This window comes from Micromonospora sp. CA-269861, assembly GCF_050948505.1.
Taxonomy (GTDB): Bacteria; Actinomycetota; Actinomycetes; order Mycobacteriales; family Micromonosporaceae; genus Micromonospora.
On sequence record NZ_CP192014.1, the window covers coordinates 6,411,450 to 6,432,161 of the forward strand.

18 protein-coding genes and 1 pseudogene are annotated in these 20,712 nt (G+C 73.3%); 6 read left to right on the forward strand and 13 right to left on the reverse strand.

The window, feature by feature from the left end; genetic code table 11:
* Positions 1-77: 77 nt before the first annotated feature.
* The 4 genes from ACQP0U_RS29450 to ACQP0U_RS29465 all read right to left on the reverse strand — a co-directional run bounded on the left by ACQP0U_RS29450 (position 78) and on the right by ACQP0U_RS29465 (position 4,604).
* A complete protein-coding gene (locus ACQP0U_RS29450) occupies positions 78-815 on the reverse strand; it encodes a DUF3152 domain-containing protein (protein WP_433313339.1) in 738 nt (245 codons plus the stop codon).
* Between the two features lie 188 nt (positions 816-1,003).
* Complete coding sequence (locus tag ACQP0U_RS29455; RefSeq protein WP_433313342.1) at positions 1,004-1,849, reverse strand: DUF3152 domain-containing protein; 846 nt, start codon at positions 1,847-1,849, stop codon at positions 1,004-1,006.
* Positions 1,850-1,854: 5 nt separating this feature from the next.
* Positions 1,855-2,832 (reverse strand): alpha/beta fold hydrolase, encoded by a 978-nt coding sequence (locus ACQP0U_RS29460; protein WP_433313345.1) that lies wholly within the window; start codon positions 2,830-2,832, stop codon positions 1,855-1,857.
* Between the two features lie 23 nt (positions 2,833-2,855).
* Positions 2,856-4,604, reverse strand: coding sequence for a hypothetical protein (locus tag ACQP0U_RS29465; protein ID WP_433313348.1), 1,749 nt, complete (start codon positions 4,602-4,604; stop codon positions 2,856-2,858).
* Positions 4,605-5,586: 982 nt separating this feature from the next.
* Here ACQP0U_RS29465 and ACQP0U_RS29470 point away from each other — a divergent pair.
* From ACQP0U_RS29470 to ACQP0U_RS29480, 3 genes are all read left to right on the forward strand, one after another.
* On the forward strand, positions 5,587-5,964 hold the full coding sequence (locus ACQP0U_RS29470; protein ID WP_433313350.1) for a hypothetical protein: 378 nt from the start codon (positions 5,587-5,589) through the stop codon (positions 5,962-5,964).
* Between the two features lie 407 nt (positions 5,965-6,371).
* Positions 6,372-7,010 (forward strand): TetR/AcrR family transcriptional regulator, encoded by a 639-nt coding sequence (locus ACQP0U_RS29475; protein WP_110563158.1) that lies wholly within the window; start codon positions 6,372-6,374, stop codon positions 7,008-7,010.
* Positions 7,011-7,074: 64 nt separating this feature from the next.
* Positions 7,075-7,302, forward strand: coding sequence for a DUF3107 domain-containing protein (locus tag ACQP0U_RS29480; protein WP_179781071.1), 228 nt, complete (start codon positions 7,075-7,077; stop codon positions 7,300-7,302).
* A 76-nt stretch (positions 7,303-7,378) separates the two neighbouring features.
* Here the strand turns inward: ACQP0U_RS29480 and ACQP0U_RS29485 are convergent, their stop codons facing one another.
* Positions 7,379-8,014 carry a ferritin-like fold-containing protein gene (locus tag ACQP0U_RS29485; RefSeq protein ID WP_433313355.1) on the reverse strand — a complete coding sequence of 212 codons (636 nt, stop codon included), beginning with the start codon at positions 8,012-8,014 and terminating at the stop codon, positions 7,379-7,381.
* A gap of 330 nt (positions 8,015-8,344) precedes the next feature.
* Between ACQP0U_RS29485 and ACQP0U_RS29490 the strand changes: the two are divergent.
* Positions 8,345-10,053: pseudogene (locus ACQP0U_RS29490) on the forward strand (DEAD/DEAH box helicase).
* Positions 10,054-10,141: 88 nt separating this feature from the next.
* A complete protein-coding gene (locus ACQP0U_RS29495; RefSeq protein ID WP_433313358.1) occupies positions 10,142-11,302 on the forward strand; it encodes a class I SAM-dependent methyltransferase in 1,161 nt (386 codons plus the stop codon).
* Here ACQP0U_RS29495 and ACQP0U_RS29500 read toward each other — a convergent pair.
* The gene (locus tag ACQP0U_RS29500) at positions 11,299-11,763 is read right to left on the reverse strand and encodes a hypothetical protein (RefSeq protein ID WP_433313361.1); all 465 of its coding nucleotides are present in this window, start codon (positions 11,761-11,763) and stop codon (positions 11,299-11,301) included. The genes ACQP0U_RS29495 and ACQP0U_RS29500 overlap by 4 nt on opposite strands.
* A gap of 248 nt (positions 11,764-12,011) precedes the next feature.
* Between ACQP0U_RS29500 and ACQP0U_RS29505 the strand changes: the two genes are divergently transcribed.
* Positions 12,012-12,428, forward strand: a complete 417-nt coding sequence (locus ACQP0U_RS29505; RefSeq protein ID WP_091402568.1) for a helix-turn-helix domain-containing protein — start codon at positions 12,012-12,014, stop codon at positions 12,426-12,428.
* A gap of 121 nt (positions 12,429-12,549) precedes the next feature.
* Here ACQP0U_RS29505 and ACQP0U_RS29510 read toward each other — a convergent pair whose 3' ends face one another.
* The 7 genes from ACQP0U_RS29510 to ACQP0U_RS29540 all read right to left on the reverse strand — a co-directional run bounded on the left by ACQP0U_RS29510 (position 12,550) and on the right by ACQP0U_RS29540 (position 20,667).
* Positions 12,550-13,560, reverse strand: coding sequence for a hypothetical protein (locus ACQP0U_RS29510; protein ID WP_433313365.1), 1,011 nt, complete (start codon positions 13,558-13,560; stop codon positions 12,550-12,552).
* A gap of 169 nt (positions 13,561-13,729) precedes the next feature.
* A complete protein-coding gene (locus tag ACQP0U_RS29515; RefSeq protein ID WP_433313368.1) occupies positions 13,730-15,862 on the reverse strand; it encodes a DEAD/DEAH box helicase in 2,133 nt (710 codons plus the stop codon).
* 99 nt (positions 15,863-15,961) lie between these two features.
* Complete coding sequence (locus ACQP0U_RS29520; RefSeq protein ID WP_433313371.1) at positions 15,962-17,065, reverse strand: branched-chain amino acid ABC transporter permease; 1,104 nt, start codon at positions 17,063-17,065, stop codon at positions 15,962-15,964.
* A complete protein-coding gene (locus tag ACQP0U_RS29525) occupies positions 17,062-17,952 on the reverse strand; it encodes a branched-chain amino acid ABC transporter permease (RefSeq protein WP_124815814.1) in 891 nt (296 codons plus the stop codon). Before ACQP0U_RS29525 ends, ACQP0U_RS29520 begins: the two co-directional genes overlap by 4 nt.
* Entirely contained in the window at positions 17,952-18,722 is a 771-nt protein-coding gene (locus ACQP0U_RS29530) for an ABC transporter ATP-binding protein (RefSeq protein ID WP_433313374.1), read from the reverse strand. Before ACQP0U_RS29530 ends, ACQP0U_RS29525 begins: the two co-directional genes overlap by 1 nt.
* The gene (locus ACQP0U_RS29535) at positions 18,722-19,465 is read right to left on the reverse strand and encodes an ABC transporter ATP-binding protein (RefSeq protein WP_433313376.1); all 744 of its coding nucleotides are present in this window, start codon (positions 19,463-19,465) and stop codon (positions 18,722-18,724) included. Before ACQP0U_RS29535 ends, ACQP0U_RS29530 begins: the two co-directional genes overlap by 1 nt.
* Positions 19,466-19,467: 2 nt before the next feature.
* Positions 19,468-20,667 carry a substrate-binding domain-containing protein gene (locus ACQP0U_RS29540; RefSeq protein ID WP_433313379.1) on the reverse strand — a complete coding sequence of 400 codons (1,200 nt, stop codon included), beginning with the start codon at positions 20,665-20,667 and terminating at the stop codon, positions 19,468-19,470.
* Positions 20,668-20,712 lie beyond the last annotated feature (45 nt).

Genomic DNA, 20,712 nt, shown 5'->3' on the forward strand with positions numbered 1-20,712 from the left:
GCGGGAGCCCCGCTCGGCCATGAGGGACGACACGTGGTCCGGAATGCGGGAGTGGGAATAAGCGACGAGCCCGTCGATCAGGGGACGATGTCCCCCGCGTAGCGACGGCCGTCGAGGTAGGGCCAGGCGTTGGCGACGCAGCCGTGCAGGCCGTACGTCTGCTGCTGCATCACCGGGGCGGGCTCCCCCGGGCCGGGGCACGCCTCGTGGTCCTCGCCGAACTCGTGGCCCACCTCGTGGTTGATGACGTAGGTCCGGTAGGTGTCCAGCGGAGCGCCGTAGTCGGGGACCGCCTCCATCCAGCGGGCCAGGTTGATGATGACCTGACCGGGCAGGCGACAGGAGGTGTAGCGCTCGGTGGTCAACCCGCCCTCGGCGCACATCTGCTCGGACGTGACCGGGGTGGCCAGGTAGATGGTGAAGTCGGCGGCCCCGGCGTCGGCCACCCGCTGCACCCGCAGTTCCTCGGACGCGATCCAACTGCGCGGATCGGCCAGCACCTCGTCCACCCTGGCGGCGAACACGTCGGCGTCCTGGCCGGCGCCGCGTTCGACGACGACCCGGTAGCGGCGCAGCGGCCCGTCCGTGCCGTGCACGGCTGTCTCGCCGTCGGCCACGCTGAAGCGTCCCGCTCCGACGGACGGGTAGCCGGTGGGCGCCGGGTGCGCGGCCACCCCACCGCCGTGGCCCATTCCGCCCTGGGTGGTGGCCGGAGGCTCGTCGGACGGCTCGCCGCCCCGGCTCACCGTCACGCCGATGGCGGCGGCGAGTACGAGCAGGCCGAGCAACATGCTGCGGCGACGACGCCTGTGCATCCGGACGAGTGCGGGACGCACACCCCGGAACGCCGACCGGGGGTCGGGCGGCCGGGGCGGGCCGTGAGGGGACGACGGCGTCATGGCGTCAAGCCTGCCAGATTATTCGGGCATTTCTCCGTTTTTATCGCTATTGCCGCAAGACGCCTGATGGAGGACTCAATGGTCGGCGTGTCGGGCCGACCGACTCAGAGGGCGGGGCCTGTGTAACGACGCCCGTTCAGGTACGGCCACGGGTTGACCCGGCACCCGTTGAGGAAGAGCGTCTGCTGCATCATCACCGGCGCCGGCCGGCCCTCACCGGGGCAGCGCTCGTGCCGGTGCCCGAGCTGGTGACCCACCTCGTGGTTGACCACGTACGTGCGATAGACCGTCAGCGGCACGCCGGCCGAGACGAAGTGCGGTACTGACAACCGCCAGCGATCCAGGTTGATGATCACCTGGCCGGACGCCCGACAGGACGTGTACGGCCGGCCGTTGATCCGGATGTCCACCCCACCCCTTGCGCACATCTGACCCGCCGTGCGGGCGGTGGCCAGGTAGACGGTGAAGTCGCGAGGCGCGGCCCCGGGCACCTGCTGCAGCCGCAGCCTGCCGCTGTCGACCCAACTGCCCGGGCCGGCGAGCGCCGCCTGAACCGCGTCGGCGAACTCGGCGGCGTCCTCGGCACTGCCCGACTCCACAGCGACCCGGTAACGCCGCACCTCACCAGCGCGACCCAGCACCGGGCCGGAGCGCGCGTCGTAGCCGAACCTCCCCGTGCCGGCGCTCGGAACCGCGCCGGGCATCCGCAACACCGGGGGCGGACTGGACGGGACCGCGTCCGAGGGCGACGGCTCGGGCGGCAGCGGCCCGGCCACCAGCGGCGGCGGGCCGATCTCTTCGGCGGCCAGCCGGTCGGCGCCAGGGTGCCCACCCGGCCCCTCGGCGATCACGGTCACCGCCGCGCCGACGGCCACCACCACCGCCACCAGTTGGGCGAGCAGCGCGAGACGTCGCCGACGGCGCACGGGGTGGCGGTCTGAGCTGGGCATCCGGGTCAGCCTGCCAGATCAGACCGCCCCGCGGCGTCCTCCGTTTCGGTGAGCAGGCCGACCACCGCGCGGGCAACCAGCCGGGGAACCTCCAACTGCGCCACATGGCCGACACCGTCGAGCATCATCAATCGGCTGTCCGGAATGACCCGGGCGGTCTGCGGCGCGACCCGCACGTCGACCAGGCGGTCCTGTCGGCCGCCCACCACCAGGGTCGGTGCGCGTACCGCCTCGGCGAGACGCCACAGCGACCCCGGCCCCGGCAGGTACGCCCGCAGGAAGCTGGAGACCAACCCACGGAACGTCCGGACGTACGCGGCGGCGTAGTGCTCGGCCTCGTACCGCACCCGGATCTCCTCCAACGCCTCGGCCCGGCGCTGATCGCAGATCCGGCTGAGGTCGGCGACGCACGCCTCCAGCACCTGCTGGGCCATCACCTCGGGCGCGAGCTGTGTGAGTCGTCGGGCGACCAGCCGTTCACCCCGCGGAATGGCGAGCACCGGGAGCATCCGCCCCTGCAACGAGCGCCGGAAATCCAGGAACGGCAGCGCCGGGGAGATCAGCGTGAGGGTACGGACCAGGTCCGGCCGGAGCCCGGCGACCTGGACCGCGACCGCGCCGCCCAGCGAGTTGCCGAACAGGTGCACCGGACCCCGGCCGGAGTGCTCGATCCAGCGGACGACCAGATCCGCGAAGGCCGGAATCGTGTAACGCGGACCCGGCTCGCTACGGCCGAAGCCGGGCAGGTCGATGGCCTGACCGTCAAGTCGGTCGGCGAGCAGCCCGGCCAGGTCGGTCCAGTTCTGCGACGATCCGCCCAGCCCGTGCACGTACAGCGCCGGCTCCGCGCCAGCGGCGGTGGCCGGGGTGTCCCGCACGTAGGTGACCAGGCCGTCGAGGCGTACCTCCCGGCCCGGCCACGGCGGCGGCGGAACGCCGTCGTCGGGGAGCAGGTGGTCCGGCCAGAGGGTGGCACGTCTCATTGCTCCAGTCTGCCCCGGACCACTCAGGACAGCAGCGCCTCCAGCCGACGGTTCACCGCCGCCAGCGTCGCCCGAACCACGGCCTGACGGGGATCACCAGCGACCAGGGCCGACCCGGCGAGCTGCTCGACCCAGCCCTCACAGACCAGCAGCGCCACCACGGTGGCCACCTCGCAGTTGCCGAACGGCACCACCGCCGCGTGTTCGACGAAGCAGCGCCCCCGCTCGGCATTCTCGGTGCCGCGCAGCAGCTCGTCCACAGCGGCGGCAGCCGCCACCGCGCAGAGCCGCAGCACGTAGCCGTCCACCGCCGGCCCGGTCGCGTACCCGGAGGCGCTGTCCTCCCCGGCCAGCAGCCGGACCTCGACGTTCGCGTCCAGGCCGAAGGTGCTGACCTGCACGTGGTCGATCACCACTCGGGGCCCCGGCGTGTCGCCGGTCTCCAGCGGCCGGGACGGCGCCGACTCCGTCGTGGTCACCTGACCACCTGAGTACGACGTACCCAGCGTCGCCGGGCTACCGGTAGCGGCACCGGCCGGAGCGGCCGAGACCGACCCGGGCTCCTCCACTGTGGCGCGACCGCGGTGCGGGGCGTTCGACCGGCGACGGCGCGTCGATTCCGTGCTGGGCCGCTGCTCCTGGCCCGCCGGCGTGGCCTCGACCCGACCGCCCGGCGGCCGGGCGACCGTCGGCGACTCGGCCGCCCGAACCTCGCCGGGGTCGCGCGAAGCCGCGTTCCGGGTCTCCGGGGTACGCCGCTCGGCGGGCCGGGGCTCGGCGGCGCGACGGCGAACCGGCGGAGGTGGCGTGGTGGGCAGGCCGGGCACGTTCTGTGGGGCCGCGGCCAACCCCATCCGCTCCTGGAGGAGGCGGGCCACCTGCCGGCTCACCTCGGCCGGGTCGGCGCCGTCGGCCAGGTCCAGTCGCAGGCTGTGCGCCCCGGCCGGCGTACGGCGCAGGGCCGCGTCGCGGACACCTGCCACCTCCCGGACGGCGTCCAGGATGGCGTTGACGTCGAACCCCTCGGGGCGCTCCCGCAGTGGGGCTGGCTCGTCGTCCCGACGCAGGTGGGTGGCGATGCGGGCGAGTTCCGGCGTTTCGGCGGGTGGCTCCACGGCTGGCGGCTCCGGCACGACGGGCACGTCAGGTTCGGCGGGGACGCGTTGCGGCAGCACGACCCCACTCGCAGCCGACTGGAGGCCGGCGTCGGCCGGCGACGTCGGGTCGGGGGCGGATCGGCGCGCCGCGTAGGCGGAGGCGGACGCCGGCTGATCGCGGCGACCGGAACCCTTCGTGACGGCGGGCGGGACCGCTGCGGTGGAGGACGTGGTGGCGTCACGCGATGCCGGGTCGCTGGCCGGTTGGGGTGACTCGACGGGTGACGGACCGGGCTCGGGCGTCTCCGGCCGGAGCCGGAACGGTGCGGTCGGCCGGACTTCGGGCCGGGACCGGCCGGGCGTCTCGCCGCCGTCGCCCCCACCGGTGCTGGCCGACCGGCTGGCCGGCCAGGACGGGCGCTCGACAGGGGTCGCGGGGATCCGGCCCTCGGACCAGTCGGGCCGCTCGACCCGGGAACTGCTCGCCGTCGGCGAAGCGCTGGTCCAGGACGGGCGCTCGGCGACCAGGGACGGGCCCGCCGGAGCCGGTGGCGCGTCGGCGAGCGTGGGAGGCGGTCCGGCGGGTGCCGGTGGCGGCCCGGCCGGTGCCAGGGGCGGTGCGGCGGGTGCCGGGGCCGGTGCGGCGGGTGCCGGGGGCGGCGGGTCGGCCGACACCGGGGTTTCGGCCGGGGACGGACTGGCGGCCCAGGAGGGTCGCGTCGACGGGGAGCTGGCCGCTGCCGGATCGGGCCCCCCGGCCCAGGACGGTCGCGTCGATGCCGCGCTCGTCGCGGGCGGTTCGGACCCGCCAGCCCAGGACGGTCGTACCGGCGGGACGCTTGTCGCCGTCTCGGACCCGCCGGCCCAGGACGGCCGCGCCGGCGGCACGCTTGTCGGCGTCGGATCGGACCCCCGGCCCAGGAGGGCCGCGCGGGCGGCGCGCTGGTGGGCTCGGGGTCGACCCCGCCAGCCCAGGACGGACGGTCGGCGCGGGGCCCGCTGGTCGCCCCGGAACCCGCCCAGGACGGCCGCTCAGCAGGCGGACCACTGGTCGGCGACGCACCACCCGCCCAGGACGGCCGGTCAGCCGGCGGACCACTCGTCGGCGACGCACCACCAGCCCAGGACGGCCGGTCAGCCGGCGGACCACTGGTCGGCTCGGCGGGGCGCTCCGGCGTGGGCTCGGATTCGCCCCGGGTGGGCTCGTACGCACGTGGCGGCTCGGCGCGCACCGGCTCGTACGGGCGGGGCACCTCGGCGCGCACCGGCTCGTACGGCTGGTTGGGCTCGGCGACCCAGCCCGGCGCGGACTCGTCCCGTGCTGGCGGGCCAGCCGGCTCGTCGTCCTGGCGGGACCAGGGCGGCGCCCAGCCGCCACCCCAACTCGGACGGTTCCAGCTCGGCCCCGACCAGTCGGGCTCGATGGCCGGCGACTCGCCGGCACGGTGCGTCTCGCCGGGACGGTGCGCGTCCCCGGCGCGATGGGTCTCTGCCGGCCGGGGACCCTCGGTTGCGCGGCCTGGCTCGCCGTCGTCGGCGGGCCCGGCCGGGCCAGGGTGCGTCCCGAGGTCGCCGCGTGCTCCGGTGCGAGCGGGTCCCGCCAGTCGCGGGGCGCGGCCGGAGCGTCGTCGGCGGCCAGCCGCTCGCCGGTCGGCGCGTGGAAGCCGGGTGGCACCTCGAAGCCCGACGCGGCGGTGCCGACCGGCGGCACCTGGACGGCCGGCGGGGCCGAGGTGGGCAGACCGGGCTCGGCCCAGCGGGCGCGGTGCGCTGCGGCCGGATCGACGGTGGAGTGCGCGGCGGGGCCCGTGTCGGGCTCGGCGGCACCCTGCTCCGTCGGCGGCGCGGGACGTTGGGCGGGCACGACGAGCCGGTCGCCGGCCGCCCCGGGGCGACCCTCGGCGGGCAGCCCGGGCGGCGCGCTCACCGGTGTGGGACGTCCCACCGGCGGTTCGAGACCGGGGGGCTGGACGCCGTTGACGTCCGCCGGGGGGTGCGTGCCGTTGACGTGGTGGCCGTTGGTGCGGGCCGGTGACTCCGGGTCGCCCCCCGACCGCCCGACCAGCGGCGATGGCAGGTCGCCGTGTCGCGTCGACGAGGTCCGCCAGCCCGACGCGGGGTCGGGCTGCCAGCGCGGCGCCTCGTCCCGGGCGGCCTCGCGGTCGGCGGCTCGAGGCCACCCAGCCGCCGGAGGCGCCCACCCGCTCACGGAACGGCTCGGGTCGTCGTGCTGACCCGTTCCGTCACCGTGCTCTCCCGGGGTGGCGGCTCCGGGTTGCCCTGTTTCACTCACCGCGCGCTCCTTGGTCGCCCCCGCTGAGGCTACCGTGTGCCGAGAGTGGCGATAAGTTACAGCGGCGGGCCATTTCCACGACGGAGGTCACGGGCCTCGCCCGGTCTGGGGGGAAAATGCCGGCTCGTACGGAGAACTCGGAGGATCCCATGACCGCTGCGGGGAACGGTGCACAGACCGCTGGCCGGCCAACCCGCCTGCCCCGCTCCGCGCGCCGTAAGCAGCTTCTCGCTGCGGCGCAGGAGGTGTTCGTCGCGCAGGGCTACCACGCCGCCGCGATGGACGACATCGCCGAGCGGGCCGGGGTCTCGAAGCCGGTGCTCTACCAACACTTTCCCGGAAAGATGGATCTCTACCTGGCGCTGCTCGACACGCACTGTGACGCCATCGTCGCTCAGGTGCAAGATGCCATGCGCGGCACCAGTGACAACAAGGAACGCGTCGGCGCGTCGGTGCGGGCGTACTTCGACTTCGTCGACCACGAGAGCGAGGCGTTCCGGCTCGTCTTCGAGTCGGATCTGCGTAACGATCCGGCGGTTCGGCAGCGGGTGGAGCGGGTCGAGCAGGGCTGCATCGCGGCGATCACCGACACCATCATCTCCGACACCGGAGTGAGCCGGGCGCACGCCGAGTTGCTCGCCTCCGGGCTGGTCGGCGCGGCGGAGACGGCAGCGCAGTTCTGGCTGGCCGGAGGCCGGCAGGTGCCGAAGGCCGAGGCCGAGGCGTTGGTGGCCGCGCTGTCGTGGCGGGGCATCGCGAGCTTCCCGCTGCAAGGTGAGTCAGCCTGACCGCCGACCCCGTGATCGGATAGCCTTCGCCTGGCGGTTCTTTAGCCCCAGTTGAGGAGGCACAGTGGAGGTCAAGATCGGCGTGCAGTACGCGCCGCGCGAGCTGGTAGTGGACAGCGCGCAGTCGCCGGCCGAGATCGAGCAGATCGTGACCGACGCCTTCGCCGGCAACGGCGGCACGCTCTCCCTGACCGACGAGAAGGGCCGGCGGGTCATCGTTCCGGTCGAGAAGGTCGCCTACGTCGAGATCGCCGAGGCGTCTCCCCGGGCGGTCGGGTTCACCGTCCGCTGACCGGTCCGGCCATCGCGGCAGGTCGGCAATCGGCCCACCTGCCGCAGGCCGGCGCCGGCCCCGACCAGCAAGCTGGTCAGTTGTTCAGCCCGGCGGCGGCCATCCGCGCGGTGTGCGCTGTGGTGAGCCTGCCGAACAGCCCAGGCACGTCGACCCGGCCGTCCCGCGCGATCAGCGCGATGAGCGCGGCCCGCTCGGCGGCGACGCGGCCGGCCTGGGACAACGCCTCGCCGACCAACCGCCGGGCCCACATCGAGAGCCGACCAGCCACCCGGGGGTCGTCGGCGACGGCCACCCGGATCTCCGCCGCGGCGAAGTCCGCGTACCGGGAGTCGTGCAGGACATCCAGCACCAGCGCCCGGTCCGGTTCCTCCAGCGCATCGGCGATCTCGCGAACGAAGTCGTCGGTGATCGCGTCGCCGACGTACGCCTTGGTGACCACTTCCGCCCAGTCCCGCGGCTCGGTCGAGTCGTGGTACGCCTGCAACGGCTCGACGTAGGGCGCCATCGCATCCTCGGGCGGTACGCCCAGCGCGGTGAGCCGGTCGGCGAGACGCCGGTAGTTGGCGATCTCGGCCGCGGCCATCTCGTTCAGCGCTGCCCGACGGCGCAGGTCAGGGGCGAGCCGGGCATCGCCGGCCATGCGCTCGAAGGCGAGCAGCTCCCCGAAGGCGACGAGACCCAGAAGGTCAGCGAGGGCGAAATCAGACACGAGCGGCAGGCTACCGCGTGCCGACCAACGCGCGTGCCCGCGAATTCCGGACCCCCGCACCCCCCATGATCGACGGCAGTTGGTGTGGCATGTGTCACATTTACTTGCCCCGCGTGGCGGGTGGCCGACCGGGAATCGGGACGGGGGCCTGCCTGTTCAGGTAACATGGAGCAGTTGCCGTGGGCGCCGATCTGATCGAAGCTCAGCCCGCGGCGCGCGTGCGGCCCGGTCCGGCTCGGCAGTCTGCCGCCGACCGTGTGGCCCGCGTCATACCGAACGCGCCCTGAGGACATGACGGGCGCACCCACGAGAGGGCACCCCCACATCCACATGAGCGACGTGACTCAAGATTTGCTGGACGGCCAGGAACTGGCCCCCACCGCCCCGGTTCGACCGGAGGCCCCCACTTTCGCCGCACTCGGCGCCCGCGCCGAGACCGTCGAGGCCCTGGCCTCGGCCGGCATCACCCGCGCCTTCGCCATCCAGGAGTACGCGATCCCGATCGCGCTGCGCGGCGTCGACCTGATCGGTCAGGCCCCCACCGGCACCGGCAAGACCCTCGGCTTCGGCGTACCGCTGCTCGACCGGGTCTTCGCCCCGGGCGAGGGCAGCGACGGCGTCCCTCAGGCGCTTGTCGTCGTACCCACCCGTGAGCTGGGCATCCAGGTCGCCAAGGACCTGGCCGCCGCCGGCCGGACGCGTGGTGTCCGGGTGCTGCCGATCTACGGTGGCGTGGCATACGAGCCGCAGATCGACGCGCTGCGCAAGGGCGTCGAGATCCTGGTCGGCACGCCCGGCCGTCTGATGGACCTGCAGAAGCAGAAGCACCTCCGTCTGGACCGGGTGCACGCACTCGTTCTCGACGAGGCCGACCGGATGCTCGACCTGGGCTTCCTCGACGACGTCGAGAAGATCCTGGCGATGCTCCCGGAAGACCGGCAGACGATGCTCTTCTCGGCCACCATGCCGGACCCGATCGTCACCCTGTCGCGGCGCTTCCTGCGCCAGCCGATGACGATCCACGCCGGGCACACCGCCGAGACCGGCCCGTCGCCGCAGACGCAGCAGCTGGTCTACCGCACCCACTCGATGAACAAGGTCGAGGTGGTGGCGCGCATCCTCCAGGCGGAGGGGCGTGGGCTGACCATGATCTTCACGCGTACCAAGCGGGCTGCCGACCGGGTCGCCGAGGACCTCGACTTCCGCGGGTTCGCGGTCGCCGCGGTGCACGGTGACCTCGGCCAGGGTGCCCGCGAGCGGGCGCTGCGGGCCTTCCGGGCCGGCAAGATCGACATCCTGGTCGCCACCGACGTGGCGGCCCGTGGGCTGGACGTCACAGGCGTCACCCACGTCATCAACTACGACTGCCCGGAAGACCAGGACACCTACACCCACCGGATCGGTCGTACCGGCCGGGCCGGCGCCACGGGTGTCGCGGTGACCTTCGTCGACTGGGACGACATGCCGCGCTGGCGGATCATCGACAAGACCCTCGGTCTGGAGATGCCGGAGCCGCCGGAGACGTACCACACGTCGCCGCACCTCTACACCGACCTGCACATCTCCACCGAGGTCAGCGGCACGCTGCCCACGGCCGAGCGCACCAGGGCCGGGCTGTCCGCCGAGATCGAAGAGGACCTGGGTGGGACGACGCGCTCCCGCCGGGGCGACAGCGGTGGTCGGGGCCCCCGACGCGGTGAGAGCCGTGGCGAGGGTCGCGGTGAAGGTCGCGGCGAGCGCCGTGGTCGGGGCGATGGCCGCCGCGACCGCTCCGACGCCGGCACGCCTGCCGTCGCCGAGGCACCAGCGGCCGACGCTGCCGACGCCGCCGACGAAGGCTCCCGTACCCCCGCCGCCGGCGTCGCCGCCGCGCCGGCGAGGTGGTCGCGGGCGAGGCGACCGCGGTGATCTCGGCCGACGCCGGTCCGGCCGAGCCGGCCACCGCGTCCGACGGCGAGTCGTCCAAGCCGCGTCGCCGCCGGCGCCGCCGTGGTGGCGGTTCCGGTGCGGGTACGCCGGCCGAGGCGACCGCCGACTGATCACCAGCCACACCTGACATCCCCCGCACCGCCTCGCGCGGTGCGGGGGATGTTCCCTTCTCCCACCCCACCTGCTGAAAATGGAACGATGCCGCAACCACTGGACGCCGCACTGACCGAGGTTCGGGCGCTGCTGCTCGACCCCGCGCTGACCCGGGCGGTCGCCGCCGGACGTCGACGCGGTCGCCGCCCCACCGTTGAGCGGGCCGAGCTGCGGCCGGTGCGGCTCAAGGCCGGGCCCCGGATGCAGATCACCACGTCCGACGGCGTCCGCCCGTACACCCGCAACCTCGTCTCCGGTCCGGAGGCCGCTGCGGCGGTCGACGAACTGCTGGCCGAGCCGTTCGGCAACTGGCACGTCGAGACGGCCGACGCGACGCTCCAGCTACGGGTGACCAAGTCCGGCGAGGCGCAGGTGCACCGGGCCGCGACGGCCCGCCCGGCGGCGACGCCCACCGGCAATGACCGGGCCAAGGAGTACCTGCTCGACCCCGGTGACCCGATCTTCGCCGAGATCGGTGGCTCGGCGGCCAAGCGCCGCCAGGTGGACGCGTTCCTGCGTGCCCTGGCCGCCACCCTGCCCGACGATCTGACCGGTCCGCTGCGGGTGGTCGACCTGGGCTGCGGCAACGCCTACCTGACGTTCGCCGCGTACCGCTACCTGACGAGTCGTGGGCTCGACGTCCAGCTCGTCGGCGTGGACGTCCGGGAGGACCAGCGGCGGCGCAACACCGAGCTGGCGCAGCGGATGGGCTGGGCCGACCAGGTCAGCTTCGTGGCCGGGACGATCGCCGAAGCCGTCGTCGACCCGGCCCCCGACCTGGTGCTGGCGCTGCACGCCTGCGACACGGCCACCGACGAGGCGCTGGCCCGCGCTGTGCGCTGGGAGGCCCGCTGGGTGCTGGCCGCGCCGTGCTGCCACCACGATCTGGCGAAGCAGCTGCGCGCCCACCCCACCCCGGCCCCGTACGAGCTGCTGACCCGGCAGGGCATCCTGCGCGAGCGCTTCGCCGACGTGCTCACCGACGCCCTGCGCGCCGGGCTGCTGCGGGTGCACGGGTACCGGGCCGAGGTGGTGGAGTTCGTGGATTCGCAGCACACGCCACGTAACCTGCTGATCCGCGCACGTCGTACCGGTGCTGGAGCCACCGAGCCGCAGCGCGCGGAGTACCGCGAGCTGGTGGACCAGTGGCAGGTCACCCCCCGGCTGGAGACCCTGCTGGCCGGCGACGAGGTGCCCGCCTCCTAACTCCTGGGTGGCTGACGCCGCCGATCCCCGCGTTCCCGGCCACCGTTGCGCTCGCTGGCACCGAGGTCGAGGACCGACACCCGGTCGGCAGCGGGCCGCTGGGCGGCCCACTCGCCGTCGCCCGGGGCGGTCGGGAATGGCACGACCTTGCCCCCGGTCTCGGCGTTGCCGGCCGCCGCGAAGGCGTTCCAGGAGATGTCCACGAGCAGCTTCTTCACCTCGGCGTGCCGGATGGCGGCGTTGTGTTGCAACGCCATCCGGGCGCCGAGCAGGACCGCGACCAGCGTGGTGGTGATGGTGCCGGTGGCCGCCAGCACCTGGAGACCGGTCGCGGAGTCGGTGCGGAGCACCAGGACCAGCAACCAGATCCAGAACGCGGCAGCGAAGACGCCGGCCTTGGCGACGAAGAAGAGGCTCACCGCACCGGGCTGGTACGGCTGGGGGCGGCTCGATTCGGCCATGGTGCTCCTCGGCGATGGTCCGGTCGGACGCGGCAGGCGACGGACGCCAGGTCGGGACGGGCACCGAGCTTAATGGAAGAACGACGATGATCGCTCGATGCAATTTTCGTTCTGCACACACGCTTCCAGAGAAAAGTCTCGTCCACGGGACAGTTTGTGCGGTCAGTCAATTGTTTCCGGCTCTGGGCGTACTACCCTCGGAAGGCGCATCGTCCCGGTGCTCCGGCAGGAGGGGAAGACACACAGGGATGGGATCAGCCGACGTATCACCGCAGATGGCCTTCGCCCGCTTCGTCCGGCGCGCCATCGATGACGCTCGCGACGAACGTGGCTGGACCGTGACTGATCTTGCCTCGCACACGGGCGTGGGTCGCTCCACGGTGTTCCGCTGGCTGGCCGGCGATTGGCAGGACTATCCCGAGTTGGCCAAGGTGCGCGGCTTCTGCGCCGCACTGGATCTGCCGGTCGCCGCCGCGTTCCGCGCGCTCGGGCTGCCCGACGCCGGCCCCGCGCCCCGCCGACGCCACGACGACGGCCCGGTCGAGGCCGACGTCCGGGCCATCCTGGACCGGCTGGCCGACCCCACGGTCCCCGCCGAAGAGAAGCACCACATCCGCGACCTGCTCCGCTACCTGGCCCGCCGCCCCATCCGCCGAGCCGGCTAACCCCACCCCCGCTCCTGGCGCCGTTGATCATGAAGTTATTGCCACGACACGCCGAGGCGGAGGGCAATAACTTCATGATCACCGCGGAGGGGGTGCGCGGAGGGGTGCGGGGGGATGGGATTTAGGGGACGGTCAGGGTGAACTCGGCGGTTCGGACTTCGGCGTTGACCTGGAAGTCGAGGTAGAGGCGGTAGCGGCCGGGGCCGGGGGTGGTCAACCAGAACTTGACCTGACCGTCCACCAGCTCGGTCTCCGGGTGCACGTGCAGGTAGCCGAGGTCGCCCTCGCGCAACGCCACCAGGTGCCCGTACGCACCGAGGTACCGCTCCAGCGGCGCGGCACCGCCAGCGCCGTCGACCCGGAAGGTCAGCGGCACTGTCGCCCCGGCCTGCGGGGTGCCCTGGTAGCCGACGGTGAAGCCGTCCACGGTCGTCGAGGTGGCCGGCCCCGGCAGCGGCCGGGGCTGGTAGTCGCCGGGCGCGACCAGGTCCGTGCCGAGGGTCACCGCGGTCTGCGCACCGTCGTCGGCAACGACTGTGAAGTCGGCGTACGCGCGCCAGAGGCCGGGCTGCGCGAGGGTCAGCGGCACCGACCAGGTGCCGTCGGCCGCCATGGTCGGGTGCAGGTGCTGGTAACCGGTCAGGTCCCGTCGGACGACGATGAGGTGCATCGGCTTGTCGTGCACGATGGCGAACCGGGTGACCGGCCGGCGCTGCGCGTCGCGCACCTGGAAGCGGAGCTGACCGGGGCGACCCGCCGCGAACTCGGTGGCCAGGGGGGCCAGAGTGAACCCGGCCGCGCTGACCGCCAGACCGCCCGGCTCGGTGGGGGTGCCCTGATCGGTGCCCGTGGCGGAGCCGTGGCTGTGCGGCGCGACGCCCGGTGGGTCGGTGTGCTCGGCGGCCAACGACGGGCTGCCAGTGGCTGCACCGTTGGCGTTCAGCCGGCCGAGGCCGAAGCCGAGCAGCACCGCCAGCACCAGCCCACCGACCACGAGCGCCAGCCGGATGGTGCTCCGGTCCGGCGCGGCAGCAACCTCGTCCGGCACCGCCGGCACGGCAGACAGCTCGTCCGGCGCGGCGGAGACCTGGTCAGACAGCACCGGCACGGCGGCGGGGTGCTGGTCGGTCATGCCGCCCACGGTACCGCCGCAGCGGGTTCGTCCGGGCCGACGCCCGGACGGCGTGGCGCCCGTCGCATTCGGCGGTGCCCGGGAACTCTCCCGCCCGACGGGCGAGACCGGGGCCACCGGTGCGGGCAGCACGGCCGGCCGGCCCCGGCCACCGCGACCGGCAGCGGGTTCAGCCGGCCACGGCGAGGGCGAGCGGGAGCACGCCTGTCGCGCCGGCCCGGCGCAGGGCCCGGGCCACAAGCGTCATCGTCCAGCCCGAGTCGATCAGGTCGTCGACGAGCAGCACCGGGCCGTCCAGCCCGGCCAGCGCGTCGGCCAGGTCGGTCGGCACGGTGAAGGTGTCGTGCAGCGCGCGTACCCGTTGGGCGCTGTTGCCGCGCGGCCCGGCTGGGCCGCCGGTGCCGGCCGCGGTGACCTCGCCGAGCAACGGCAGCCGGCCCACGGTGGCGATCCGCTCGGCGAGCGAGCCGAGCAGCCGGGGCCGCCGCCGGGAACCGACAGCGACCACCGCCACCGGCCTGCGGGGCCACGGGTCGTCGCCGTGCGCCCACGCCTTCAGCACCTCCACGACCGCGCCGGCGACGTCGTCGGGCACCGGCGCGTCCGGCGCTTCCGGACCGACGAGATCACGCAACCGGCCACCCCAGCCCAGGTCGGAGAGACGCCCGACGGCCCGGCCCGGCAGGGCCTGCTCCGCGGGGGCGATCCGGCCCTTGAGGGGTACGCCCACCGCGTCGAGCCCGGTCGGCCAGAGCTTCTTCGGCGCGATCTCCACACCGGGTCGGCCCAGGAAGGTCTGCGCGGCGGCGAGCGCGGCCGTCGACACCTCGGCGGCGAAGAGTGGGTCGGCGCACCTGTCGCACCGGCCGCAGTCGGCCGCCTCGGTGTCGTCCAGGCGTTCCCGTAGATACCGCATCCGGCAGTCGGACGTGGTCGCGTACTCCCGCATGGCCTGTTGCTCGACGGTGCGCGCCTCGGCGACGCGGCGCAACCGGGCCTCGTCGTAGACCCACGGCTCGCCGGTGGCGAGCCACCCACCGCGCACCCGGCGGACCGCGCCGTCCACGTCGAGCACCTTGAGCATCAGCTCCAACCGGGCCCGGCGCAGGTCGACGAGGGGTTCGAGGGCCTGGGTGGAGAGCGGGCGGTCGCTGTGCAGGGCGGCCAGCACGGCCCGGACCTGCTGCTCCGGGGGGAACGCCAGCGAGGCGAAGTAGCGCCAGATCGCCGCGTCCTCGACGCCGGGCAGCAGCAGCACCTCGGCGTGCTCGACGGCGCGGCCGGCGCGGCCGACCTGCTGGTAGTACGCGATCGGCGAGGGCGGCGCGCCGAGGTGGACGACGAAGCCCAGGTCGGGCTTGTCGAACCCCATGCCGAGGGCGCTGGTGGCGACCAACGCCTTGATCTTGTTGTCGAGCAGGTCCTGCTCGGCGGCCCGCCGGTCGGCGTCGTCGGACTGCCCGCTGTACGAGGCGACCGGGTAGCCCCGGGAGCGCAGGAATTCGGCAGTCTCCCCCGCTGCCGCCACGGTCAGCGTGTAGACGATGCCGGAGCCGGGCAGCTGGTCCAGGTGGTCGGCGAGCCAGGCCAGCCGGTGCGCCGGGCTGGGCAGGTCGAGCACCCCGAGGCGCAGCGACTCGCGGTCCAGGGTGCCGCGCAGGATGAGGGCGTCGCCGAGCTGCTCGGCCACGTCCTGGGTGACCCGGGCGTTGGCGGTGGCGGTGGTCGCCAGCACGGGGGTGCGCTCGGGCAGCTCGGCGAGGAACGTCCGCAGCCGCCGGTAGTCCGGGCGGAAGTCGTGCCCCCAGTCGGAGACGCAGTGCGCCTCGTCGACCACCAGCAGGCCGGTGGTCGCGGCCAGCTTCGGCAGGACGCCGTCGCGGAAGTCCGGGTTGTTGAGCCGTTCCGGGCTGATCAGCAGCACGTCCACCGCGCCGGTCTGGATCTCGGCGGTGATCTCGTCCCACTCGTCGAGGTTCGCCGAGTTGATCGTGCGGGCCCGGATGCCGGCCCGTGCGGCCGCCTCGACCTGGTTACGCATCAACGCCAGCAGCGGCGAGACGATGACCGTCGGCCCGGCCTGGTCGCCCTGCCCGCTGTCGCGGAGAAGGGCGGTGGCCACGAAGTAGACGGCCGACTTGCCCCAACCGGTGCGCTGGACGCAGAGCACCCGTCGCCGGTCGACGACAAGTGCCTCGATGGCCCGCCACTGATCCTCGCGCAGCCGGGCGTGGTCACCGGCCAGCCGGCGCAGCACCGCCTCGGCCCGCTCCCGTACCGCTGCCCGCTCGACTGTCTCCACCCGGCATTTCTACCAGCGCCGTGCGTCAGGCCCCTGTTGATCAAGAGGTTTGCGTCATCCTTCGGGTGGATTCTGACGCAAACCTCTTGATCAACGAGGTTATCGGCGGGGGCGGAGGGAGCGGGTCAGGTGGGACAGGCGGGGGGCCAGGCTGGTCAGGCCGCCGGGGAAGAAGTAGACGGCCAGGATGAAGACCGTCCCCAGGACGAACAGCGGCTGGCTCAGCGGACGGCTGAGGACGGCCGGCAGGTTGTCCACCGCGTCGCTCGTGCCGAAGGCGGTGAGCCGGTGATCCAGGTACATGTAGAGGACACCGCCGAGCACCGGCCCCCACCGGGTGCCCGGCCCGCCGAGCACCACCATGACCAGCAGCGACAGGGTCAGCTCGGAGGACGTGATGTGCGGTGACGCCCCGCCGACGATCAGGACGTAGACCACCCCGCCCGCCGACGCCAGGCCGCCGGCCAGGGTGAACGCCACAAGCTTGTAGCGGTACGGGTCCAGCCCGAGCACGCCGATCCGCCGCTCGTCGTCGCGCAGCCCGGCGAGCACCCGCCCGGTCGGCGACCCGCTCACCCGGTGCACCACGAAGACCACGAGCGTCAGGTACGCCAGCGCCAACCAGTACAGGTTGACCGTGTTGGTCACCCCCACCAGCCCGGCGGGCAGCCCGGACACGTCCAGCGGCAGCCCCTCCTCGCCACCTGTGAGCCCGCCGAAGTCCCGTGCCACCAGGATCGCGCCCACCTGGGCGAACGCCAACGTGACCATGGCGAACGCGATGCCGACAGTCCGCAGCGCCACCGCGCCGAGCAGCGCCGCGAGGATGGTGCCGCCGGTGATCGTCAACAGCGCCGCCTGCCACAGCGGCAGGCCGGCCCGGGTGACGAGGATGTCGGTGCCGTAGACACCGGCGGCGAAGTACAGCGCGTGCCCGAAGGAGAGCATCCCGGTCCGACCGAACAGCAGGTCGTACCCGGCCGCCAGGCCGCCGAAGATCAGGCAGATGGCGAGCAGTTGCAGGGTGCCGGGCGAGTTGACCGGCCCCTCGAAGATCCCCGGCAGGGAGATCGTCGAGTACGGCAGGATCGCCAGCACGACAAGCGCGACAAGCGGCAGGAACGGGCGGACCCGGTGCCACCGCCCCCGCTGCGGGCTCAGTTCGTCGGGCACCTGCGCGCGGGGCGCGTCGATCACCGTCATGCCGTTGCCACCTTTCCGGCGATGCCCTGCGGGCGCAGCAGCAGCACCACGGCCAGCAGCCCGACCACGCAGATGTCGCCCAGCCCGGACGTGCCGTAGTAGTTGACGAACTGCTGCACCAGCCCGACCACGACCGCCGCGTACGCGGAGCCGACCACCGAGCCCATCCCGCCGATCACCACCACGATGAACGCGAAGATCAGCAGCGAGCCGCCCTGCCCGGGCGAGACGGTGCCGAAGTAGACCCCGCCGAGCGCCCCGGCGAGCGCGGCGGCCGCCCCACCGATCGCGAAGACCAGGGTGAACGCCTTGCGCACGTCGATGCCCAGCGCGGTCACCATCTCCCGGTTCTCCACCCCGGCCCGGATCACCAGGCCGTACCGCGTCCAGCGCAGGAACGCCAGGATCGCGCCGAGCACCAGCACCGCCGCGATGATCAGCAGCAGGCCGCCGTTGGGCACCTGCGCGCCGAGGATCCCGGTCACCTGCCGGGTCCAGTCCGGACGCGGGAACGGACGGGCGTCCGCACCCCAGGTGGCCTGGAGCAACGCCACCCCGGCCAGCGACAGCCCGACGGTGACCAGCACCTGCTCGATGGTGCGGGAGTACAGCGGGCGGATCAGCACCAGCTCGACCAGGATCGCGACGAGCGTGCCGGCGGCCACCCCGAAGGCGACAGCGAACACGAAACCGAACCCGTCCGGGCCGGCGCCCGGCAGGTTGCCCGCCGCCCACCAGGTGCCGTACGCGCCGACGCCGAGGAACAGCCCGTGCGCGAAGTTGAGCACGTCGGCCAGGCCGAAGACCAGGGACAGGCCGGAGGCGACAAGGAAGTACAGCGCCGCCAGGCCGAGCCCGGTCAACGCCAACAGGATCACGGTCCCCATCAGTGCGCGTCCTTCCCGGCCACCGGAGTCCGGTCCGACCCGGCCGGGCGGTGTGCCTCGCCGGTGCCCACGCCGAGCAGTGACTTGGTCAGCGCGGTCTCCAGCAGCAGTTCACTGGCGTCGCCGGTCCAGGCCACCTTGCCGGCGGCCAGCACGACCGCGTCGCGGGCCAGCCGGCGTACGACGGCGAGGTTCTGCTCGACGAGCAGCACCGGCACCGACTCCGCGACCCGTTCCAACACCTCGGCCACCTCGGTCACCACCTTCGGCGCCAACCCCTTGGTCGGCTCGTCGACGAGCAGCAGCCTGTTGTCGTTGAGCAGCACCCGACCGATGGCGAGCATCTGCTGCTGCCCGCCGGAGAGCGAACCGGCCCGTTGCCGTCCGCGCCGGTCCAGCTCCGGAAAGAGCGCGAAGACCTTGTCGTACGCCGGGCTGGTGCCGCGCCGCTCGGCGAGCCGCAGGTTCTCGGCGACGGTGAGCCCGGCGAACACGCAGCGGTCCTCGGGTACGTAGCCGAGCCCGCCCCGGACCAGCCGGTGCGTCGGCCGGGCCAGCAGACTCTGCGCGCCCATCCGGATGGTGCCGCGGACCTCCCCGGCGGGCGGGGTGAGGCCGACGATCGCGCGCAGCGTGGTGGTCTTGCCGACACCGTTGCGACCGAGCAGCACTGTCACGCCGGTGGGGGCGACGGTGAAGGACACCCCCTGGAGGATGTGCAGGCCGGAGATCCGGACCGACAGCTCCTCCACGGTGAGAATGGGTTCCATCAGAGCGACTCCCCCAGGTAGGCCTCTTGCACTGTGGGGTTGGCCATCACCGTCTCCGGGGTGTCGCAGGCCAGCAGCGCGCCGTGGTGCATGACGGCGATGCGGTCGGCAAGTTCCAGGATGACGTCCATGTGGTGTTCCACCATCAGCACCGCCCGGCCGCTGTCACCGGTCAACGACTTGATGACGGCGACCAGCTCCGGCACGTCCTCGGCGCTGACCCCGGCCATCGGCTCGTCCAGCAGCATCACCCGCGGTTCACCGGCGAGCAGCAGGGCGATCTCCAGCTTGCGCTTCTCGCCGTGGGCCAGGGTGCCGGCGAGGGCCGTACCCCGGTGGGCGAGGCCGACCCGGTCGAGCGCCGCGTCGGCGGCGGTGGCGACCTCCCGGTCGGCCGCCGCCCGCCGCCACAGCGCCATCGAGCCCCCGCGGTGCGCCTGCACGGCGAGCCGGACGTTCTCCCGCACGCTCAGCGAGCCGAAGACCGAGGACGCCTGGAAGGTACGGCCCAGGCCGAGGCGGGCCCGCCGGTGCGGCGGGAGCGCCCCGATGTCCTGCCCGTCCAGAACGACCCGGCCCTCCGTGGCCCGGCGCAGACCGGTGATCAGGTTGAACAGTGAGGTCTTACCGGCGCCGTTCGGCCCGATGACGCCCAGGAACTCCCCGGGCGCCAGGTCGAGGTAGACGCTGTCGACGATGGCGACCTCACCGATCCGCCAGGTCAGACCGCGGGTGGCGAGCATGGTCAGCCCTTCATGGCCACGGCCGGCGGCGCGGTCTCGTCACCGGTGAGGCTCTTCTGCGCGCTCGCGGTGAACGCGGTGCCGCTGCCGGTCAGCTTGGCCTGGAACATCGGCTGGAGCAGCGCGTGGTCGGCGGCCCGGATGGTCATCTTGCCCTTGACTCCGTCGAAGCTCCAGCCCTCCAGCGCGGTGACCATCTTGTCGACGTCGTCTCCGCCCTCCTGCGCGGCACGGACCACCATCTGCGCGGCGGCGAAGCCGTCCGGGTGGAACAGGTCGATGGTGCTGACCTTTGCCTTCAGCGCCTTGCTGGCCTCGGTGTCGCTGGCACCGTCGAAGTAGTGCGACAGGAAGGAGATCTTCGCGCCGGCGGCACCGAAGGTCGGCCACGAGGCGCGGATGTCAAGGCCGGTGACGACAGTGGTGGACGAGAGGACGCCCTGCTGGTCGAGGGTCTGCCACATGGCCGGGGCGGTCGTGCCCGCCCACGCCACGAAGAGCAGGTCCGGCTTGGCGGCCTTGATCTGGCTGGCGAACGGGGTGAACTCGGTGGCACTGGCCGGGGCCCGGACACTGCTCACGGTCGCGCCCGCGCTGCCGATGACGGCCTTGACGGCCGCCTCGTTGGCGTCGCCGAACGCGCCGTCCTGCGCGAAGACCACGACCTTCTTACCGGCCGGGTCACCGATGAACGACTTGGCGGTCACCACATCCTGGTAGGACTGCCGACCGGAGCGGAAGGTGTACTTGTTCGCGCCGGTCACCGCGTCCGTGGCGGCCGGGCCGGAGATGAACAGGACCTTGTTCTGCGCCGCGATCGGCGCGACCTGGAGCGCCACACCGGAGGCGGTGGAGCCGGCGATGATCTTCGTACCCTTGCCGATCAGGTCCTTCGCCGCGGAGACCGCCTTGGCCGGATCGCCCGCGTCGTCGACCTCGGTCAGCTCGATCTTCCGGTCACCGACCTTGCCGGTGCCCTGGGTGGCGAAGTCAAGCCCCGCCTTGAACCCCTCGATGTACTGCTTTCCGTAGCTGGCCAGGGCTCCCGACTGGGAGTACACCAGGCCGACCTTGACCGGTGCGGCACTGTCGCCGCCGCCGGTGGCGGTGTCCTGCGGGCTGCCACAGGCCGTGGCGGCCAACGCCGCGGCCATCATCGTGGCGGCGGAGAGGAACGCCCGCCGCGTCGTCCGGACCGTCATTGCGACTCCACATGAGGACTCAGAGGGAGAGAACTTCTTCGTGAC

Bases quoted from the DNA above. Each gene is read 5' to 3' on its own strand.
- ACQP0U_RS29450 (WP_433313339.1), bottom strand. From the start codon at position 815: ATGCACAGGCGTCGTCGCCGCAGCATGTTGCTCGGCCTGCTCGTACTC.
- ACQP0U_RS29455 (WP_433313342.1), bottom strand. From the start codon at position 1,849: ATGCCCAGCTCAGACCGCCACCCCGTGCGCCGTCGGCGACGTCTCGCG.
- ACQP0U_RS29460 (WP_433313345.1), bottom strand. From the start codon at position 2,832: ATGAGACGTGCCACCCTCTGGCCGGACCACCTGCTCCCCGACGACGGC.
- ACQP0U_RS29475 (WP_110563158.1), top strand. From the start codon at position 6,372: ATGACCGCTGCGGGGAACGGTGCACAGACCGCTGGCCGGCCAACCCGC.
- ACQP0U_RS29495 (WP_433313358.1), top strand. From the start codon at position 10,142: ATGCCGCAACCACTGGACGCCGCACTGACCGAGGTTCGGGCGCTGCTG.
- ACQP0U_RS29500 (WP_433313361.1), bottom strand. From the start codon at position 11,763: ATGGCCGAATCGAGCCGCCCCCAGCCGTACCAGCCCGGTGCGGTGAGC.
- ACQP0U_RS29505 (WP_091402568.1), top strand. From the start codon at position 12,012: ATGGGATCAGCCGACGTATCACCGCAGATGGCCTTCGCCCGCTTCGTC.
- ACQP0U_RS29510 (WP_433313365.1), bottom strand. From the start codon at position 13,560: ATGACCGACCAGCACCCCGCCGCCGTGCCGGTGCTGTCTGACCAGGTC.
- ACQP0U_RS29520 (WP_433313371.1), bottom strand. From the start codon at position 17,065: ATGACGGTGATCGACGCGCCCCGCGCGCAGGTGCCCGACGAACTGAGC.
- ACQP0U_RS29525 (WP_124815814.1), bottom strand. From the start codon at position 17,952: ATGGGGACCGTGATCCTGTTGGCGTTGACCGGGCTCGGCCTGGCGGCG.
- ACQP0U_RS29530 (WP_433313374.1), bottom strand. From the start codon at position 18,722: ATGGAACCCATTCTCACCGTGGAGGAGCTGTCGGTCCGGATCTCCGGC.
- ACQP0U_RS29535 (WP_433313376.1), bottom strand. From the start codon at position 19,465: ATGCTCGCCACCCGCGGTCTGACCTGGCGGATCGGTGAGGTCGCCATC.
- ACQP0U_RS29540 (WP_433313379.1), bottom strand. From the start codon at position 20,667: ATGACGGTCCGGACGACGCGGCGGGCGTTCCTCTCCGCCGCCACGATG.